Below are 15,579 nucleotides of genomic sequence, written 5' to 3' on the forward strand. Positions count from 1 at the left end.
CGAACCAGCAAAGATTAACTAGCCAGACTTTAGTCTGATCACACTATTAATAAAAATATCACTTAATTGCTTCTAAGTGATAAATCTATCGCTTAGTTGACTAAACTGTGATCTCGGTATCGAGGTTGTTTTTTGTTCATGTTAAAATGCCAGTGGCTAAGAAGGGAATATGTTAAAAAAGGTGAGGGGGTTTAGTTACGGATTTAACCGTAAATTTACCCAAGGATTTACCTTAATAGAGTTAATGATAGCGTTAGTGGTCATGGGAATTATCCTTGGCATTGGTTTGCCTTCCTATCAAACTTTAACTCAAGACCAAAACTTAAAAGGCGTCGCAGAAGCAACATACAGTCGCTTAATGCATGCCAAGAGCGAAGCGCTAAAGCGTAATCAAAACATCTACCTTCACTTTTGCCAGCAGGGTGATGTTTGGAAAACGGGCCTTACTGACTTAGCAAGTTGCGATTGTTTTACGGCTAACTCCTGTACACTAGATGGCCAAGACACCAGCGCGGAGTGGATTGACGGTGAGAAAATCACTTTAGCAACCGTTCAACCAGTTAGCTTTTACCACAATAAGGTACAATTTTCATCCGTGCGTTTAACTGCAAATGGCGGTACAATTCGGCTAGAAAATGCGCAGCATAAACAATTAAATGTGATCACTAGCCTACGCGGCAGGGTCAGAATCTGCCAAGTAGGCGATGTAGGATTAGGTTACAAGGAATGTATCTAAAAAAACAACACGGCTTCTCACTTGTCGAATTAATGATATCCCTAGTATTAGGCACTTTAGTGATCGCCATGATCTCCAGCCTATACGTCAGTGGTGTGGTTAATAACATCAACAGTATCAAATATTCCCGTATGAAAACCGACCTACAGGCGGTTATGCACCTGATGGAGTCTGATATTCGCCGTGCGGGGTATCGAGGGGATACCATTTCTTATGCGATGGGGACAGTATCCGGTGCTAATAAATTTATGTGGCTCGATACATTTACGCCTGCACCGCCTATAGCGGGTGTGAGTTTTGCTGAAAAATCAGCTCAGGTTTATACCCATACAGCGGGAGCGGGCGCTAATAATTGTATTTTATTTATGTATGACAAGGATAAGTCGGGTGGCGATCCTGCTTTAAATGAAGGCTTTGGCTTTCGCTTAAACAGCCAGAAAATTGAAATAGGCTCTCTCATTCCTAAAAGCAGTACTGATTGTTCTGGTGGTACGTGGCAAGCTATAACCGATGATAATTTCATTAAAATCACCGAACTTAAATTTATCCCTAAAGTAGAGCGGCCAGATAAATCACGGATGCGACTCATTCAGGTTGATTTGACTGCCAAAGTGTCAATTGCACAAGAAACTGTGACCGAAGAAATGTCTTCATTGATTCAAATTCGCAATATGGAAATGCTGAGATGATGAAGTTAAAACACAGACAAAATAAACAAGCTGGTTTAGCCATGCTAACGGTAACTCTCTTACTATTGATTTCTGCCACGAGTTTTACTTTTTTCTCGGTAAAGTCTCGGCTGATGGAAGCCAAAATTAGCAGTAACGATTACCGTTATCGCGAAACCTTTGTTAACGCAGAAGCGGGATTAGAGCACGCGATGAGCTTTTTGAGTAGTAAGGATTGGCAATTATCAACGCCTGGTTTAGCGGGGGCTGCAAACGCATCGGGCAAAACTGTGTACAGCTTAAGCAAAGCTAATACTTATGATGTTGAAATTATCGATGAATGCGCAGGCTGTGGTTTAGTAACGGTTAATTCAACGGGTAAGGGTGATAGTGGCCTCTTAACGAGACAAATTTCTAGAGTTGCAATATTTCCTCCTCCGCTTGAAGGGATTAAATCACCTGTTGTTGCAGCTGGTTCAAGTATGTTAACAGGCTCTATTAATATACATGCTGCGCCAACAACGCCGATTGGCCTTACAGCAGGCGATTCCGCTATTTCTGCCGGAGGCACACAGGTTGTGGTTGATGGCTCATTACAACTTAATGGTAAGCCTATTGAAACTCATCAAACTAAGTTGAGGGGTGACAATTTAATACGTTACTTAGGGGAGCCTGAGTTAGACTGGCAGGCCTATTCTAACGACAGCTCAAAAGTTATTAAAATTACCGGTTGCACCAATCTTGCTACTGCAGTCACACAAGCAACACTCGCTTCAAATGCAGAGGATTGGAAAACAGTTTGGGTGGAGGGTGATTGTGTAGCAGCAGGAAGTATTGGTAGTGAGACTAAACCTGTTCGTTTGGTGGTGCAAGATGGTAATGTAACAGGCACATTGGGCAGTTTTTATGGCTTATTCTATGCCTTTAACACTGATGCTACCAACCCCTCGCGTAAACGAGCTCGATTTTTGTTTGATATTAACACCAATATTCATGGCGCGATTATAGTGGACTACAAGTATACATTTTCTTTTAATTCTTCATTAACCGTAACTTACCGAAAGGATTTACTGGATAGGATTCTAGATCCTTTGGAAGGTAAAAATAAAGCGTATTGGGTCCCAGGGGGGTGGAATGATTTTTCGTAAACATTATGGCTTTGGCTTATTAGAGGTTCTCATCTCTCTGTTGGTTATCAGCGTAGGTGTCGCTGGTATTGTTGGCTTGCAAAAACATATGCGTCAAAAGAGTGCAGAAGCGGAAGAGTATTTAATTTCAGCTCGCATGGCTCAACAGTCTTTAGAGGATGCGAAGGGGTTTACGAAAACGTCATTTGCAACTGTCGTTTCAGCTGGAACGCTTAATTTTTTAAGCGGAGCTTCAAATTCGCAAGCGTCAATCGCTGGGATCAGCTTTAAGCGAACAGTGGATGTGACCGACGTTGCATTAGTCACATCTGGCGGGCTTACCACTGAAACACAACTTAAACAAATGGAAATAAAATATGATTGGAAAACATTAAACGGTGCCAGTAAAGCGCAATCATTAATCATGCCAATCAGTCCGGTAAGCCCTTTTGAAACCGATCGCTATTTTAGTATTTCTAAAACAGGAGTTGGTTTAACCCCAGGAGGCACGGTCGTATCATCTGCTCCTGCTACTGAAATGGACCCATACAATAAAGATCACATCCCACCAACTTATGCTCCAAATTATACATACAGTGCAAATGATCAAGTGATTATTTCAGGTGTTAAGTATTCTTGTGTATCTGCAGCTTGGTGCAGAGATGACACCACATATGGTCCAAGTGCTGCAGTGGGGAACTTTCAAACGGCTTGGAATATTTGTCGTGATGTGAATTTAGAAGCGATCAAGTGTCCTGTTTGCTATGATGCTGGCGGTAATCCTACACACTGTCCACAGTGTACAACGGGTGCTGGTAAGCAATACTATTGCCCTCCAACTCCTGCTCCGTCGCCAGCGCCTTCTCCGGCACCTTGATTTTTATCTACTCTTGATTGCTTTCAAGTGACATGACTGACAGTTATTCGCTACAATAGGCACTTATCCTCTACGGAGTTCAATAAGTGCCTTTTTTATCTTCTCCCCTTTGGCTTGCCAGTTTTTTCTCCTTATTTTTCTTTGCTTGGGGCATCTTCCTGCCTTTTTGGGCGCTATGGCTAGAAGGTGAGGGGTTAAGCGCAGGGCAAATCGGTTTGGTATTAGGCACAGGGCTTTTTTTGCGCTGTATTGCTAGCTTATTGATCGTGCCGCGGGTAAAAAAAGAAAGCCAGCTGCTACCCGTCATCCGTTATTTGTGTTTCCTTACGCTAGCTTGTTTTGCACTATTTCTATTTCTACAAGGCTTTGTGTTACTGGCGCTGGGCACCTTACTCGCCAACTTTATTATCTCGCCGTTAATGCCATTGGGTGATGCCCTTGCATCAAAATGGGTTAGTCAAATTCGCCTTGATTATGGCAAGGTGCGCTTATGGGGCTCGGTGAGCTTTATCGTGTCATCCAGTATTATGGGTGGATTGATCACCCGTTTTGACCACAACATTATTCTCTATGCCATGCTGGCGAGTTTATTGGCATTAGTGCTAATGAGCTTAATCAAGCCCGTTACCCTGCCTAAAGATACTCAAGTACAAAACACCGTTCGCACGCCGCTGTGGCAAGTGCTGAAAAAACCAAGTGTGATCCGCTTTATTATCATTACTAGCTGTATTCAAGGCAGTCACGCGGCGTATTACAGCTTTAGCTCTATCTATTGGAAAAGCGTGGGCTATAGCGAAACCAGTATCGGTTATCTATGGGGCTTTTCGGTATTGGCCGAAGTGTGTTTTATGGCCTTTGCCAGCAAATGGTTTGGTCAATGGCGCGCCAGTCAGCTGTTTTTATTGGCAGCCGTAGGGGTGGCCGTGCGCTGGAGTTTACTGGCAAGTACCACCGAAATTAGCGTTATAGTGCTGGCGCAAGCCATGCACGCAATTACCTTTGCCGCTGCGCAAATTGCCGCCATTCGTTACATTTCAGAAGAAGCCTCTGCGGAATATGCCATTCAACTGCAAGCCCTGTATGCCGCGATTGCCCTTGGTTTAACCACCGCGGTACTTACCTTAATCTCAGGCTATTTTTACCCAACTTGGCAAGCCAATATATTTTGGCTGATGGCAATGTTTGCAATCCCAGTGTTTTACTTGGCACGGCAGCGCCAGATCTAACTCTGCGATGTTTTTGCTTGTGTTGATTTAACGCTTTAATAACAATAGCGAAAATGTCTTAATCTGGGTTTGCCATGGATCTTGGCTGGTTAGTCGCGCCGGTATCGGTTGTTTATCTTAGTGTATTGTTTTTGATTGCTTGGTTGGGCGATCGAATCAAGGCTAAGCGCTTAAAATGGCAACCTTTGGTGTACAGCCTCTCTATTGGTGTGTACTGCACTTCCTGGTCATTTTATGGCACCGTGGGGCAGGCCAGTACCGACTTTTGGTCGTTTATTCCCATCTATCTTGGCCCAATTCTCGTTTTTACCCTTGGCTGGAAGTTACTGGGCCGTATCATCTTAATTTCCAAACGTGAGCATATTACCTCCATTGCCGATTTCATTGCCGCGCGCTATGGTAAATCACAAAAGCTGGCGATGGTGATCACCTTCATCGCTATTATTGGTATTTTGCCTTACATTGCACTGCAGCTGCGCGCCATTGTCATGGGGCTTGAGCTACTTGGCACCCCAACAGTCGCAGCGGTGGAAAATGCAGATAACGCAGGCTTGATGGCGCTGTTGGTGAGCCTTGCTCTTGCCATGTTCACTATCTTGTTTGGTACTCGTAAAATTGATATTACCGAACATCATCGCGGCATGATGATCGCTGTGGCGTTTGAATCCTTACTTAAGTTGATCGCTTTTGTCGCGGTGGGAGTGTTTGCTCTTTATGTTTTTTATACTGCACCTGATGCTATTACCGCGCCCATTGCAGATAAATTCAGTGCCAGAGCGGGAGCGTTTAATTGGGCGCAAGGGCTAGAGATGTTAGTGCTTACTTTGCTTTCGGCATGTGCGATGATTTGTTTACCGCGCCAGTTTCACGTTACCGTGGTAGAGAATAATCAAGGCCAAGATTTGCACTGGGCGCGCTGGTTGTTTCCGTTTTACCTATTAGCCATGGCCGCGTTTGTATTGCCTCTGGCGATGGCTGGAGACTTATGGCTAGGCGAACACGTTAGTCCCGATCATTATGTGATCAGTTTGCCAATGGCTTTTGACCACTCTTATCTTGCCATTGCCGCTTACCTTGGTGGTATGTCAGCGGCCAGTGGCATGGTGATAGTTTCCACTATAGCTTTGTCTATTATGATCAGTAACGACATTGTCTTACCCTTATTGCTACGCCGACAAAATTTTGAAAAGAACAGTTTTGTTGAGTTTAAAGATCTGCTGATCAAGGTTCGTCGCACCGCGATCATCATTATATTATTGCTGGCGTGGGGCGCGCACTTACTGTTTAGTCAGCTCGAGTCGTTAGCGGCAATTGGCGTGCTGTCATTTGCCGCCATTGCCCTGTTTGCGCCAGCGTTAATTTTAGGGCTGTTTTGGCGCAGCGGTAATCGCAAGGGGGTTTACATTGGGTTAACCTTAGGGTTTGGTTTTTGGTTGTTAACCCTATGCCACGAACTAAACTGGTTACCCGGTGATATTAATAGCAACTCGTTGATTTGGTTAATCACGCCGCCACAGTTTGGTTTATTTACCGACCTCAGCCCAGCTTATTGGGGTATTTTACTCAGTATTGTGTCTAATTTACTGGGCTACTTAATTGGCTCAAGCTTAACCTCATCAGCCCTAAGTGAGCGCATGCAAGCATCAGGCTTTGTTGGCAATATAGATAAAGATCCGGTGGCATTTTACCAAGCGAAAGTGCGGGTAGAAGAGTTAGAAATGCTAGCTACACGGTTTTTAGGCCGTCGCCGCGTCAAGTTACATTACACCCGTTATTCACGCATTAATGATTTAGAGTTGAAGCCTGAGATGCAAGCGCCGGGGTCACTGATAGAGCTGACCGAACGACTGCTGGCAGGGGTGTTTGGCGCGTCTTCAGCGAGGTTGGTGTTGTCTTCTGCCTTGCAAGGCCGCGATATGCAGCTGGACGAATTGGCCACCATAGTGGATGAAGCCTCCGAGCTGTTTCAATTTAACCGCGGCCTACTACAAGGGGCGATTGAGCACATCAACCAAGGGATTTCGGTGGTCGACAGCCAGTTACAATTAGTGGCATGGAATCGCCGTTATATTGAGTTATTTTCTTTTCCCAAAGAGCTGATCCAAGTGGGGCGGCCCATCGAAGACATTATGCGCTACAACGCGCAGCAGGGGTTACTTGGGTTAGGTGACATTGAATCGCAAATAAGTCGCCGCCTTGAGCATATGCGCAATGGCACGCCCCATGAATCATCGCGTACTCGGCTCGATGGCCGTGAAATTCAAATGCAGGGCAACCCGATGCCGGGCGGCGGCTTTGTCATGACCTTCTATGACATTACGCCCTTTCGTGAGGCCGAAAAAGCCCTTAAAGAAGCTAATGAAAACCTTGAAGCGCGAGTCGCAGAGCGCACCGAAGCCTTATCTCATTTAAATGCGCAATTAATGTATGCCACTGAACTTTCAGAAATGGCTAATCACTCTAAAACCCGTTTTTTAGCGGCAGTCAGCCACGACTTAATGCAGCCATTAAACGCGGCGAAGTTGTTTACCTCATCATTAAGAGAAATGGCCAATACGCCGGAAACATCCACCCTGGCTAAACACATTGATGATTCACTGACCTCAGCAGAAGAGTTAATTGGCGATTTGTTGGATATGTCGCGCTTAGAGGCGGGCAAGCTAACGCCTAAGCCAAAGCATTTTTACATTACCGACGTGCTCAATCAGTTGGATGCCGAGTTTAGTGTACTCGGCAAAGAATACGGCGTCAGCTTTCATACCTTGCACGCCAATATCCCAGTGTATTCCGATCCTAAGTTACTGCGCCGGATCTTGCAGAACTTTCTCACCAATGCTTTTCGCTACAATCCAAAGGGCAAGGTGTTATTGGGCGTGCGCCGCACGAAGCGCCATGTAGAAATTCAAGTTTGGGACAATGGACCGGGTATTCCAGAGCACAAGTTGGCGGATATTTTTGAAGAGTTTTTGCGCCTTGATCATTCCAAAACCGCGCAAGAGCAAGGCCTAGGTTTAGGCTTGGCCATTGCAAAAGGACTCGCCAAATTATTAGGGCATCAGCTGCTAGTGCGATCTTGGCCCAATAAAGGCACGGTATTTAGTGTGTTGATTGAGCGCTCAGCGCCGCAGCAAGTGCTGGTGGTTAATCCAGTGACTCAGCCAAGTGTTGGCGTGACGGGCACACGAATTTTATGTATCGACAATGAAGTGGATATTCTCTCTGGCATGAGTGCTTTGCTAAGCCGCTGGGGCTGTGAAGTGGTAGTGGCTGAAAGTCTTGATATTGCGATAGAAAAACTTTCAAAAGGCTGGTTGCCACAAATTATATTAAGTGACTACCATCTTGGTGGCGGCAAAACCGGTCTGCAAGCCCTGCACATGCTACGTTTGCAATATGGCGATATTCCCGGCGTGGTGATCAGCGCCGATCGCCAAGATGAGATGATGCAAAAAATCAAACAGCACGGTTACCATTATTTGAGCAAGCCAGTGAAGCCGTTAAAACTCAAAGCTTTGATCCGTTCTTTATTGGATAATTAGAGTGAGCTAAACGCAAGGGAGGCTCACGGCTGAATACCGTGAGCGGTTTTCTTTACCTCACGAGACTGACGGCGCAGCCTTGTGCGGCAGTTACTTCATTGGCTAATACTTGCGCTGCAGCAGTTGCACTCTCTGGCCGTGCCGAATGGGCGCATAAGTAGTGTTTAAGATCTGGATATTGGCATAAATCGTAAGGACTACGCAGTGCCACCACCACTAAATTGTCAAAATCGCGACTGCATTGTTGTACTAGCTGCTGCGCAGCTTGTTGTTCAAAATCTTCTCCGGGAAGGGGGTGGTTCTCTGTAACCAGCACAATATAGCCTTGCTTTGCCAGCTCAGAAAGTTGTTCTAAGCTGGTTTCTTGCCAATTCAGCTGAGTGTGTTTCAGCGCGTTGATAAAGTGCGAGTATGCAGATTGTGCTTGATTGGGGCCTATCCCTCTTGGGTTGATTAAATTGCTGTAACTGGATGCTGGCGTTGCATTGATTACGTAGAGGGGTTGCTCTTGTCCATTGATGCCTCCTCGGATCCAAGTTACCCCCCCTTGCGCTGCTTGCTTGGCGACCAATGATCCTTGCGAAAAATCCGCTTCTTGATATAGCGCCATTGGCGTTAGCTTCGCCAGTTTTAAGCGCACCACGCGGCGTAGTGCTTGTTCAATAATACTTTCTGCAAGCTCGCCAGACTCCACCGCTTCAACTAGGCCGTGGATCATTGCTAACTGTTTATCCAAGTAGGCGTGGCTATGATCGTAATGCTCTTCAGATAGCATGATCATAGTGATCCCGGCTTGCATGGCCTTAATCGCCGCCTCGACCGGATCATAGTGATGGACAATGGCTCCCATATTCATACTGTCTGAAATGATAATGCCGTCAAAGCCCATATCATGGCGTAATACCTGTTGCAGTATTGTGGGTGACAGCGTTGCAGGATGCTGAGTATCTAACTTGGGATAAAGAATGTGGCTAGTCATCACCACATCAACGCCTGCGTTAATCGCGGCTTGAAATGGAGCCAGATCGTTAGCTTTTAACTCGTCGTAAGACTTATTAACCTGTGGAATATCTCGGTGGGTATCACCTTGGGTGTCACCGTGGCCGGGAAAATGTTTAGCACAAGCAATAATGTTGCCTTGATGTAAGCCTCTTACGGCTCCAGCCGCATGGGCACTCACTTTATGAACTTGATCGCCAAACGAGCGAGTATCAATAATAGGAGAAGCTAAGTTAAAATTCACATCACAGCACGGCCCCAATATGCAGTTAAAACCGGCATAGCGCATTTCGTCGCCAAATATATGATACATTTGCTCGGTGTTTTTTACCGAGTCGGCCACGCCAAGGGCTAAGTTACCTGGGCCTGTGCTTGATTCTCCCACCAGCACGCCCCAGGCACCTTCTTGGTCTACACCCAGTAACAGCGGCAGGCGCTGATGTTGATGTAATATTCCCTCTAGCCCTTTATTAAGCTGATGAGCTTCGGCAAACGTCGTCGCGTTGTCTTGACTTAAATAGCAGCCACCTAAGTTGTATTCGGCAATCATGTTTCTGGCTTGCTCTGCGTCTTTACCGGGAAACGCTAAGATAAAGAGCTGACCTATTTTTTCTTTTAACGACCATTGCTTGATGATGGCGCTGATTTGGCTATCGGCAATCATGATTTTCTCCTAAGTTAATATATTTAATTATTTTTTGCGTAATTGGCGTAGCTGACCCATGGTAAAAGTCACAGCGACAATGACGATGATGCCGCGCAAGATCAGCTGTTGGTCTACATTCAGCCCCATTAAAATCAAGCCGTTATTAACCATGCCCATAATCAATGCGCCGATCACAGATCCGACAACAGTGCCTTTACCACCGAATAAGCTAGTGCCGCCAATGATTACCGCTGCAATCACTAACATCAGGTCGTTTTCGCCCAAGGTGTAGCGTGCGCTGTAGAGGCGGCCTGAATATAAAATGCCTGCTAATGCCGCGAGAAAGCCATTAATCATCAATACATAAAGCTTTATGCGATTAATATTGATCCCAGAATACATGGCCGAGACTTTATTACCGCCCGTGGCTAAAACATGCTTACCAAAGGTGGTATTACGCAGTACAAATGCGCCAATCACAGTCACCACTAAAATCCATACAAATAAGATAGAAAAGGGGCCGATATCGCCAGAGCCAAAAATAAACGCATAAGTGTCGTTATCAATGGGAATCGACTGCAAAGACGTAGACCAACGTGCGATCCCCGTGATAATGCCTGTGGTGCCTAAGGTCACGAGAAAGGAGGGAATGCCAACCATAGTGACAAAAATACCATTGATAAAACCAATCATGGTGCCTACTAATAACGCCGCAGACACCGCAAGGAAAATACTGTCGGTTTCTTGTAATGTCAGCGCGGCCACTATTGCGGCCAGTGCTAAAGTGGCGCCGAAGGAAAGATCTATCTCGGCTGCGCTTAACACAAAGGTCATGCCCACCGCCATGATTGCGATGGTGGCGGTTTGGCGGGCGATATTCATTAAGTTAGTGGATGATAAAAAGCCTTTATCGTGGAGTGCTACCGAGAAAAAGACAAAAATACCAATAAAAACAAAGTAAATAATATAATCACGCCAGGCGATGTTGAACTTAGGTTGGCTGCTTGCCACCAGTGTTTTTTCATTCATGCTTAATATCCTTTTTATTTGTTCGGCTATTGCACTGCCGCCAGTAACTGCTCTTCGCTCATGGGCTGTTCACTAAATTGCCGCACAATACGTCCTTTATTAACCACATAAATGACATCGCAAAAACTACCAACTTCAGCGTACTCACTCGACACAAAAATAACCCCGTTACCTTGCGCGACATATTGATTTACAATTTTCATAATTTCGTATTTGGCATTGATATCAATACCAAAAGTGGGATCGTCCAGCAGTAACACTTTGGCATCAGTTGAAAGGCACTTACCAATCACCACTTTTTGTTGATTACCGCCGGATAAGAAACGAACCGATTGCTCCATTCCCGTGGTTTTGACGCCTAACTTTTTAATCGTATCGTTAACAATAGACGCACCTTTGGATTTATTTAAAAACAATGAGTTAGATATTCTTTCAAACGAAGCCATTAACACGTTATCAGACACAGAAAAATCCAGCACGAGTCCTTGTGAGCGTCGTTCTTCGGGTACCATATTGATGCCCTTCTCGATGGCAGACCGAGGAGAAGCGATGGAGACTGGTTTTCCGTTAACGAAAATTTCTCCCCCTGTCAGCGGCGTAAGCCCATATATGGCTTCCAGAATTTCGGTGCGCCCGCTACCGAGTAATCCGGCTAAACCTATTACTTGGCCAGGCATCACTTTAAGTGAAACATGGCTAAGCATCGCGGTGCTCACGTCACGTAACTCTAATAAAGGCACTTGGGCTGCATTAGCGGGCGCTACTTGGCGAGCCCATGTCAGTTGAGTATTTGCTTTTTTACCTAGCATGGCCTCAACTAACACATCAATTGAAGTATCTGCAGTCGCCGTTTCAAGTACGGTATAACCATCGCGCAGTACCGTGACCGCATCACAAATTCTCATGATGTCACTGAGATAATGGGTGATATAAATAATGGCAATGCCTTGTGACTTGAGTTTATTGACCACCTTAAACAGTTCGTTAATTTCATTGTTAGATAAAGAAGCCGTTGGCTCATCAAGCACTAATACTTTCGCTTTCATGGCCAAGGCTTTGGCTATTTCAACAAATTGTTGTTCGCCAACACTTAGGCTCTCTACCTTTTGCCGAGGATCGATGTTCACTCCTAAGGCCGTTAAAAAAGGGGCGGCTTGACGTTCGCGTTCGCGATTTGAAATTAACGGGTTACCATGCTCACTTTGGGTTAAAAAAATATTATCAGCAATGCTTAAACTGGGGATCAAACTGAGATCTTGATACACCATTGCAATGCCTTTCGCCTGGGCTTCACGAGGGCTTGAAAAGTGGCAAGGCTCACCAAACAACTGAACCGTGCCGCCATCGCGTTGATGATAACCATTGAGCAGTTTGACTAAGGTCGATTTTCCCGCACCGTTTTGGCCAACAAGCGCATGCACTTCACCCGCTTTTAGGGTGAAATTTACCCCTTTTAATACTGGATTATTATCAAACCCTTTTTGTAAATTACGTGCTTCAATGACGTGCTGAGCCATATTACCTCCTTGCCTAATTGCAGCTCGTTTAATTATTAAGGGCTTTACTGACCGCTTTTGGTAGCTCTCTACGCAGCGCATGTTGCCAAGCTTGAGCTAAATTTTCGCGGGTAACGCCACTGGCGCTGACAGTCACAAACGGTGGTGTTGGCTCACCTAACTTAGCAAGGGCGCCCATATGAGCCAGAGTTTGGCCTAGGTCATAGGGTAAATCCGTCACAATGCCGGCAACATTACGCTGCTTCGCCATGTCTAAGGCATTCGCTGCGCCGAGATCCATGGTCACCACCTTGATATCACTGCGTCCTGCTGCGCGAGTGGCCGACACCACGCCTTCTGCAATGCTGTCCCATGGTGCATAAATGGCTTTAATGTCGTTAAACTGGGTGATTAATGCCGATGCGATCACCTCACCATCGTTGGCGTTTGCAATGCCTCGTTTCGCGACTATCTCAATATCAGGATAATTTTTGGCTAGGTGAGTCAGTACTGCTTGGTCTCTTTGGTTGGTGACGTAGTAGTTAGCCTCGTGGTAAATAAAGCCTATTTTTCCTTTTCCTCCTACGGATTTAGCAATCAGGTCGGCGGCAATTTTGCCCATTTGAAATAAGTCATCAGTGACAATGCCTGCGTAGTCTTTACCATGTACAAAGCCTTTTGGTAGATTACTGATCAGCACTAACTTGCTGCCTTGCTCTACCGCGGGTTTAAAGGCTGCGGCACCGGAAACAGGATCAACAACTAAAGCAATTAATATATCGGGCTTCATGGCCATAATCGTTTCAACATCGGTTCGCTGTTTGTTGGCATCAAACTCGGCATCGGTAACAGCGACGACTTCTATATTAAGTTGCCCAAAGCTATCTTTTGCGCCTGCAATTAATGCACTGGACCAGTCTGAGGTGCTATGCATCAAGATTGCAGCGGTATAAGCTTTCGTTTTTAGGCTCTCTTGTTGTTCAGTGGTTAGCTTGATATCGGTAAAGGGAGTGGCTGTTTCACCATTTGGCCCCAGCGTCGCACTCGATTCTGCTTGTGTAAATGCACTCAGTGTTAGCAATGCGGTTAAGCTTAAAGATTGGCAAATAGATCGTATTGTTTTCATCATGCATACCTTCTGTCTTAATAGTGGGGTGTATTTCTCTCGGTGCAAGAAACGCCCTGTTGTAAAATTCGTTTCACGTTAGCTATGGGTTGAGTATTTAATAGGTATTTATTCTAGGTGTTTTATGGGTGTTTTGTGCGATCGGGATCGCATCCCACCATTTTAACAAGGTGATAACAATCACAGTTTGACTTTTAAATGAGCAATATTTTGATGAGATAGTGGCGCTATGATGTAAAACCATCACGTTGTCATTTTACCTAAGTGCGAAGTTCACCACCGTTTGTAACGGGGGATAAAGTGATAAACAGGTAAAATATAGGTATTATACAGTCTGAGTGTTGGCTTATTGATAGCAAACACAGCGAGGAGATAAAGAGGTTAATGAGTCATCATCAACACCCGATAGTTACGGCGCAAATGTATCAGCAGTTATTAGCCAATAATGACATTTATTTTGTTGCTTTTGATCAAGCTGAACAAATATTAGCGACTAATTATCCGGTTTCTTCGCTACAGCTTAAGTGCTTGGATGATTTGGTTTTTTTAATTGGTCACACCAACATTGAAGGGCTTCGTGCGTATATTTTAAATCCCACCAGTGCGTTATCCTTTACCGTGGCTAATTTAGTGTTTGAGGTAATAAGGCTAAGTGATCCGCAGGAGCCTGCTGTGTTTGCACTGCAAATTCAGTCACGCGATGCGTTAGCGGATGAGCCGAAACTTTCAGTGATTGAGCAGGATTATAAAATTATTAATGAACTGGCGAGTTCGTTGAGCATGCTAACGTCCGCTCCGCAAAGTCAAATGCCAGAGTCGCTGCAACAAGAGGTACGTAATAAACACTTGCCTGAGGTAGAAAAGCGGTTGCAACAACTGCAAGATCCGATGCTGAGAATGTGCTTAGAAATTGTCAAATCGAGCATGACATCATTAATTAACGATGCGCCGAGTATGAACGCTCAGTTGCTGCAAGTGCTTACCCCATCAGAGTTGCAAGTGGCTGAGTTCATTCGTGGAGGTATGTCGAGTAAGGATATTGCTAGCACCTTGAATGTGGCGCGAAAAACAGTTGAAAACCATCGCAATAGTTTACGCAATAAACTAGGTATTACTAATCGTGGTGTTAATCTCAAGAACTATCTACTGGGATTGCAGCAAAAGTAATAGCCGCGGCATCAATTATATAGAAGCCGCAGCTATGCGGTGAAACAAGTGGGAGCGCAATTCATTGCGCGAAAATGGCGCGCGATGTATCGCAGAATAAATTCTGCTCCTACACTAAGTGTATGATTTAATTAGTATGAGCGATCTTTATATCGCGAAATTCCAACTGAAACTCCCCTAACTTGCCATATTGAAAATGGATAATTTTGTCGAATGGTAAGCTGATGACACCCGCATATGAACCGGTGATCACTTGTTGGCCTTTGCTTAGGCCTATGCCTCGCTGCGATAAAAAATTCACCAGCCAATATAAACCGGCACGAGCGTGGCCATCTTGATGTTTACCCGCTAGCACTTGAATAGGCTCACCTTGTACTGCAATAGTGAGTTCAAACTCGCTGTAACTTACATCGGTGGCGGGTTTGATCTCAGGCCCTAACCATACTCCTTGATTTAATAAACCATCGGCTAAGGCGTCAAAAAAGCTCCCTTGCTTAGGCGCCTCATAGCGACTTTGAATTAACTCAAGAGCTAAGCGAGTACTGCCAATTGCATCATCAATTTCGGTTTGGCTATAGGCGCCAGCGCGCGGCGGTAAATCGCTTTTGAGGGTAAAACATAACTCGGGTTCAATCAGCGCCTTGCCGTCTGTGCTTGCTAATGGGCAGATGGTTGTTTGGTGTTGTATTTCACTTTCAAACAAAGCGCCAATAATGGTTTTATCGCCATTGGGTTGCGCGCATTTCCAGCCAATTTGTGCCGTGCTCGCTAGTTGGCTGTAATGTTTGGCGCAGGCTTGTTGAATGGCAAATGCTTGATTAAAGTTGTTTGGCCGTTGCGCTTGAGGGAGAAAAGGGCCAACTTGCTGGTGAAAACGACGTGATGCGAGTACTTGAGCGGCTTGCTCAATATCTGGATTTAGCATAGAAGACCTTAAAAACGA

12 protein-coding genes are annotated in these 15,579 nt (G+C 45.3%); 7 read left to right on the forward strand and 5 right to left on the reverse strand.

The genetic code is table 11. The features are described 5' to 3' along the window. Nucleotides 1-169: 169 nt before the first annotated feature. The 6 genes from K6Y31_RS07675 to K6Y31_RS07700 all read left to right on the forward strand — a co-directional run bounded on the left by K6Y31_RS07675 (nt 170) and on the right by K6Y31_RS07700 (nt 8,173). Nucleotides 170-736 (forward strand): GspH/FimT family pseudopilin, encoded by a 567-nt coding sequence (locus K6Y31_RS07675; RefSeq protein WP_233052218.1) that lies wholly within the window; start codon nt 170-172, stop codon nt 734-736. Continuing rightward, the gene (locus tag K6Y31_RS07680; protein WP_233052219.1) at nt 727-1,425 is read left to right on the forward strand and encodes a prepilin-type N-terminal cleavage/methylation domain-containing protein; all 699 of its coding nucleotides are present in this window, start codon (nt 727-729) and stop codon (nt 1,423-1,425) included. The genes K6Y31_RS07675 and K6Y31_RS07680 overlap by 10 nt, the downstream gene beginning before the upstream one ends. Further along, entirely contained in the window at nt 1,422-2,552 is a 1,131-nt protein-coding gene (locus K6Y31_RS07685) for a pilus assembly PilX N-terminal domain-containing protein (protein WP_233052220.1), read from the forward strand. Before K6Y31_RS07680 ends, K6Y31_RS07685 begins: the two co-directional genes overlap by 4 nt. After that, entirely contained in the window at nt 2,539-3,408 is an 870-nt protein-coding gene (locus K6Y31_RS07690; protein WP_233052221.1) for a type IV pilus modification PilV family protein, read from the forward strand. Before K6Y31_RS07685 ends, K6Y31_RS07690 begins: the two co-directional genes overlap by 14 nt. An 86-nt stretch (nt 3,409-3,494) precedes the next feature. Continuing rightward, nucleotides 3,495-4,634, forward strand: coding sequence for a 3-phenylpropionate MFS transporter (locus tag K6Y31_RS07695; protein WP_233052222.1), 1,140 nt, complete (start codon nt 3,495-3,497; stop codon nt 4,632-4,634). A gap of 74 nt (nt 4,635-4,708) precedes the next feature. Beyond that, entirely contained in the window at nt 4,709-8,173 is a 3,465-nt protein-coding gene (locus tag K6Y31_RS07700; protein ID WP_233052223.1) for a hybrid sensor histidine kinase/response regulator, read from the forward strand. Between the two features lie 52 nt (nt 8,174-8,225). On the opposite strand, the gene K6Y31_RS07705 is transcribed toward K6Y31_RS07700, so the two are convergent. Genes K6Y31_RS07705 through K6Y31_RS07720 form a run of 4 tightly spaced genes read right to left on the reverse strand, consistent with a single transcriptional unit; the run spans nt 8,226 to nt 13,472 of the window. Beyond that, nucleotides 8,226-9,836: a glycoside hydrolase family 3 N-terminal domain-containing protein gene (locus K6Y31_RS07705; protein ID WP_233052224.1), complete on the reverse strand. Its 1,611-nt coding sequence runs from the start codon at nt 9,834-9,836 to the stop codon at nt 8,226-8,228. 27 nt (nt 9,837-9,863) lie between these two features. Beyond that, nucleotides 9,864-10,847 carry an ABC transporter permease gene (locus K6Y31_RS07710; protein WP_232799794.1) on the reverse strand — a complete coding sequence of 328 codons (984 nt, stop codon included), beginning with the start codon at nt 10,845-10,847 and terminating at the stop codon, nt 9,864-9,866. Nucleotides 10,848-10,873: 26 nt separating this feature from the next. Beyond that, nucleotides 10,874-12,364: a sugar ABC transporter ATP-binding protein gene (locus K6Y31_RS07715; RefSeq protein WP_233052225.1), complete on the reverse strand. Its 1,491-nt coding sequence runs from the start codon at nt 12,362-12,364 to the stop codon at nt 10,874-10,876. Between the two features lie 28 nt (nt 12,365-12,392). Then, complete coding sequence (locus tag K6Y31_RS07720) at nt 12,393-13,472, reverse strand: substrate-binding domain-containing protein (protein ID WP_233052226.1); 1,080 nt, start codon at nt 13,470-13,472, stop codon at nt 12,393-12,395. A 381-nt stretch (nt 13,473-13,853) separates the two neighbouring features. Between K6Y31_RS07720 and K6Y31_RS07725 the strand changes: the two genes are divergently transcribed. After that, nucleotides 13,854-14,636 (forward strand): helix-turn-helix domain-containing protein, encoded by a 783-nt coding sequence (locus tag K6Y31_RS07725; RefSeq protein ID WP_233052227.1) that lies wholly within the window; start codon nt 13,854-13,856, stop codon nt 14,634-14,636. A gap of 127 nt (nt 14,637-14,763) precedes the next feature. On the opposite strand, the gene K6Y31_RS07730 is transcribed toward K6Y31_RS07725, so the two are convergent. Beyond that, nucleotides 14,764-15,561, reverse strand: coding sequence for a hydratase (locus K6Y31_RS07730; RefSeq protein WP_233052228.1), 798 nt, complete (start codon nt 15,559-15,561; stop codon nt 14,764-14,766). Nucleotides 15,562-15,579 lie beyond the last annotated feature (18 nt).

The organism is Motilimonas cestriensis (assembly GCF_021295315.1).
GTDB classification, from domain to species: domain Bacteria; phylum Pseudomonadota; class Gammaproteobacteria; order Enterobacterales; family CBDFNC01; genus Motilimonas; species Motilimonas cestriensis.

Coding starts and splice junctions, on each gene's coding strand:
- K6Y31_RS07675 (WP_233052218.1), top strand. CDS start 170: ATGTTAAAAAAGGTGAGGGGGTTTAGTTACGGATTTAACCGTAAATTT.
- K6Y31_RS07680 (WP_233052219.1), top strand. CDS start 727: ATGTATCTAAAAAAACAACACGGCTTCTCACTTGTCGAATTAATGATA.
- K6Y31_RS07685 (WP_233052220.1), top strand. CDS start 1,422: ATGATGAAGTTAAAACACAGACAAAATAAACAAGCTGGTTTAGCCATG.
- K6Y31_RS07690 (WP_233052221.1), top strand. CDS start 2,539: ATGATTTTTCGTAAACATTATGGCTTTGGCTTATTAGAGGTTCTCATC.
- K6Y31_RS07700 (WP_233052223.1), top strand. CDS start 4,709: ATGGATCTTGGCTGGTTAGTCGCGCCGGTATCGGTTGTTTATCTTAGT.
- K6Y31_RS07705 (WP_233052224.1), bottom strand. CDS start 9,836: ATGATTGCCGATAGCCAAATCAGCGCCATCATCAAGCAATGGTCGTTA.
- K6Y31_RS07710 (WP_232799794.1), bottom strand. CDS start 10,847: ATGAATGAAAAAACACTGGTGGCAAGCAGCCAACCTAAGTTCAACATC.
- K6Y31_RS07715 (WP_233052225.1), bottom strand. CDS start 12,364: ATGGCTCAGCACGTCATTGAAGCACGTAATTTACAAAAAGGGTTTGAT.
- K6Y31_RS07720 (WP_233052226.1), bottom strand. CDS start 13,472: ATGATGAAAACAATACGATCTATTTGCCAATCTTTAAGCTTAACCGCA.
- K6Y31_RS07725 (WP_233052227.1), top strand. CDS start 13,854: ATGAGTCATCATCAACACCCGATAGTTACGGCGCAAATGTATCAGCAG.
- K6Y31_RS07730 (WP_233052228.1), bottom strand. CDS start 15,561: ATGCTAAATCCAGATATTGAGCAAGCCGCTCAAGTACTCGCATCACGT.